This window comes from Veillonella dispar, from assembly GCF_937975875.1.
Classification (GTDB): domain Bacteria; phylum Bacillota; class Negativicutes; order Veillonellales; family Veillonellaceae; genus Veillonella; species Veillonella dispar_B.
This window is the reverse complement of sequence record NZ_CALJSP010000168.1, coordinates 1-3,180: the sequence shown is the minus strand read 5'-3', so window position 1 is coordinate 3,180 and position 3,180 is coordinate 1. Positions and strand designations below refer to the sequence as shown.

Below are 3,180 nucleotides of genomic sequence, written 5' to 3'. Positions count from 1 at the left end.
GGAATCATCTGTTGTACCAGTTTTACCTGCTGCAGGACGACCGAGTGCGGCATTACCACCAGTACCGCCTTTTATAACGGATTCTAGCATATTTGTAATGATTGCTGCATCTTTTTCGTCTACAACGCGTTTTTCTTGGATGGAGTTTTCCTCTACCACTTGACCGTTGCGATCAACAATTTTAAGGATTGCCGTAGGTTGAACTTTGATACCACCATTAGCGAGTACACCATAAGCTTGAACCATTTCAAGAGGTGTTACACCATGAGTTAAACCACCAAGTGCAGTAGACAAGTTATTATCTTGATCTGTAAGGGTAGTGATACCCATTTCTTTAGCAAGTTTAATAATCTTAGACATGCCTACTTCATCAGCAACTTTTACGGCAGCTACGTTACGAGAATGTTGTAATGCATAGCGGTATGTAATATTACCTACGAAGTCATTTTCATAGTTTTTAGGGCTCCAGCTACCAAATGTAACAGGGCTATCATCTACGATAGAACCAGGAGTTTTACCAGATTGAATAGCTGCTAAATATACAAATGGTTTCATAGAGGAACCTGGTTGACGTTCTGCTTGTGTTGCACGGTTAAATGCATCATCACCACGGCCACCAACCATAGCCATAATGTAACCATTATGAGGGTTCATAGCTACGATAGCACCTTGTGGTTGATGTAAACCATTGCTATCAGTGTAGTAATTAGGCAAGTTTTGCATTGCTGCTACAGCTGCATTTTGTGCATCCATATCAAGAGTTGTATAAATTTTTAAACCATCTTTATAGATTGCATCGTCGCCATATTTTTCAGAAACTTGTGCAATAACATAGTTAATGAAGTAAGATGCATTAGATTTTTCATGCGTTTGTTCTTGTTTTGCCACTAAGCCTAAATCTGCTTGACGTGCTTCATCAGCTTGCTCTTGTGTAATGTAACCGTATTTAACCATTTGGCCTAATACAACAGCTTGACGTTTTTTACTAGCTTCCAAATCATTGAATGGAGAGTAGTAGTTAGGACTTTGTGGTAAGCCTGCAATGAGTGCTGCTTGAGCTAGCGTTAATTGGCTAGCATCCTTACCAAAGTATACATGAGCTGCAGATTGTACACCGTATGCACCTTGGCCAAAGTAAATTTGGTTCATGTACATTTCAAGGATTTCATCCTTAGTGTAATGTTGTTCAATTTTAAGTGCTAGCAATGCTTCAGAAATTTTACGTTTAAATGTTCTGTCTTGAGATAAGAATGCATTACGCGCTAACTGTTGAGTGATAGTAGAACCACCTTCAGATACGCCACTATGAACAAGGTTAACCCATACAGCACGCAAGATACCAACTGGGTCGATACCGTGATGGGAGTAGAAGCGAGAGTCCTCAGTAGCAACAAAGGCATTTTGTAAATCCTTTGGTACATCTTTTAACGGCACTGGCAATCTGTTCTCTGTGGAATGAACCGTTGTGATGAGATTACCATGCACATCGTAAATTTGAGACGATGCAGAAGGACGTACATTGGATACATCTGGTAGGTTAGACAGTGTGGCACTGATAAAACCACAGCCACCTCCGGCTACGATGAGTATAAGGAGAAGGGCACAAATCCAAAATAGACGCTTCGGACTTGTTTTCTTCGGTGTAGAGCCGCTACCGTTAGAACGGCGGCTGCTTCTCGCATTTGAGTTATTACTCATAGAGTCACCTCTTTTTTCTTTTGTTAGTAAATATAACGTAAATTCTATTACGCAGTTATAAATATTATATCATAAATGGCTTAAAACCAATACTATATATATAATTGTGAAAGTTTTTAGATAATGGTATACTAAAACAATAGTATTTCGAGGAGGATTATCATGGTTAGTGCTCAAGAACAAGTGCGCCAAATTAAACACGGCGTAGCAGATTTAATTAACGAACAAGATCTTGTAAAGAAAATAGAAAAATCCATTAAGGAAAATAAACCTTTAGTTGTAAAACTAGGTTTGGACCCAACAGCGCCAGATATTCATTTAGGCCATACAGTACCACTTCGTAAACTACGTTTGTTCCAAGAATTTGGTCATCAAGTAGTGATTGTTATCGGTGGTTTCACTGCACGTATTGGTGATCCTACTGGTAAAAGCGCAACTCGTCCACCACTTACAAAAGAAGAAGTATTGAAAAATGCTGAAACTTATAAAACACAAATCTTCAAAGTGTTGGATCCTGAAAAAACTATCGTTCGCGACAACAGTGAATGGCTTGAATCTATGAACTTTGCTGATGTGCTTCGCTTGGCAAGTTCTTACACTGTAGCACGTATGATGGAACGTGATGATTTCAATAAACGTTTCAAAGAAGGTCGTGCAATCGGGGTTCATGAATTTATGTATCCATTGATGCAAGGTCAAGATTCTGTAGCATTACATGCTGATGTTGAATTTGGTGGTACAGACCAAACTTTCAACTTGTTAATGGGTCGTCATTTACAAGAATTAGAAGGTCAAGAACCACAAGTTGTTATCACAATGCCATTGCTTGAAGGCCTTGACGGTGTTCAAAAAATGAGTAAATCTTTAGGCAATTACATCGGTATCGACGAAGAACCTAAAGAAATGTACGGTAAAGCAATGTCTATTCCTGATGAATTGATGATGCGCTACTTCATGCTCGTTACAGATATGCCAATTGAAGAACAAGAGGACATGGAAAAACGTCTTGAAAGTGGTGAATTACATCCACGTGATGCTAAAATGCAATTAGCTCGTACCATCGTTCGTTTGTACCATGGTGAAGAGGCTGCTCTTGAAGCTGAAGAAGAATTCAAACGCGTATTCCAACAACGCGCGTTGCCTACAGATATTCCTGAATACGCTATGGATGCGCCAACAGAACCAATCTTTGTTCCACAATTCTGTACAGATGCTGGTTTGACTGCTTCTAATGGTGAAGCACGTCGCTCCATTAAAGCCGGTGCTTTCAAAGTAAATGGTGAAAAATATACGGAAGAAAACCTTACCCTTGAAGATGGCATGATCGTTCAAGTTGGTAAACGTAAATTCGTAAAAATTAAATTTAACTAATATAAAACTGTGATGAGGTTTAGAAATCTTATCACAGTTTTTTGTTCGAAAACTCTAAATAAAGCAGCTAATAAAAGTAAGGTTAAAAGATAAAGAATTCGTGAAAATTTT

2 protein-coding genes are annotated in these 3,180 nt (G+C 38.7%); one reads left to right on the top strand and one right to left on the bottom strand.

Annotated features, from left to right (window positions below; genetic code table 11):
* Positions 1 to 1,698 (bottom strand): transglycosylase domain-containing protein (locus Q7P05_RS08285; protein WP_303931584.1); only part of this gene is annotated, 1,698 nt, incomplete at its 3' end.
* Between the two features lie 162 nt (positions 1,699 to 1,860).
* Between Q7P05_RS08285 and tyrS the strand changes: the two genes are divergently transcribed.
* Entirely contained in the window at positions 1,861 to 3,069 is a 1,209-nt protein-coding gene (gene tyrS / locus Q7P05_RS08280; RefSeq protein ID WP_105089299.1) for a tyrosine--tRNA ligase, read from the top strand.
* The last annotated feature ends 111 nt before the right edge of the window (positions 3,070 to 3,180 follow it).